Consider the following 613-nt stretch of genomic DNA (forward strand, 5'->3'; position numbering starts at 1 on the left):
CACGCCCAACACCTTCCCGTTTGCGGGTAACGGCAGCTCCGTGCTGACGTGTACGGTGAACTTCACGACCTCGGTCGCAGCCGGTGCCAGCACCAGCTTCAACCTGCCGGCTGTGCCGACGGCTGTGGGTTCGAGCACCAACACGGCCTCCTACGATCCGTCGGGTGGCATCAGCCCTGTCAATCCGACGGCTGGTTGCACGACGGACTGTGCTTCGACTCCCACCACACCGGTCACGCCTGGTACGCCTGCGCTGACGGTCAGCAAAGCCAATCCGGGTAGCCTGGCCGTAGGTTCGCCCTTCAACTACACCTTCACGGTAGCGAATGCGGCCGGTGCCTTCGGTCCTGCCAACAGCGTGACCATCAAGGACTTGGTGCCTGCAGGTATCCGCATCACGGGTGCGCCGACAGGTGCGAACGTGGCCAGTGTGGACTGCTCGCCCAAGCCCAACACCTTCCCGTTTACGGGCAATGGCAGCACTGTCCTGACGTGCACGGTGAACTTCACGACCTCGGTCGCAGCCGGTGGCAACAGCAGCTTCAACCTGCCGGCTGTGCCGACGGCTGTGGGTTCGAGCACGAACACGGCTTCCTACGATCCGTCGGGTGGC

General features: G+C 63.9%; 1 protein-coding gene. It reads left to right on the forward strand.

Going from position 1 to position 613, the window contains the following annotated elements; translation table 11 throughout:
* Positions 1–55 precede the first annotated feature (55 nt).
* The coding region (locus L995_RS32165; protein WP_231574483.1) for a hypothetical protein at positions 56–613 on the forward strand (558 nt) is incomplete at its 3' end.

Source organism: Delftia sp. ZNC0008 (genome assembly GCF_000799035.1).
GTDB classification, from domain to species: domain Bacteria; phylum Pseudomonadota; class Gammaproteobacteria; order Burkholderiales; family Burkholderiaceae_C; genus Comamonas; species Comamonas tsuruhatensis.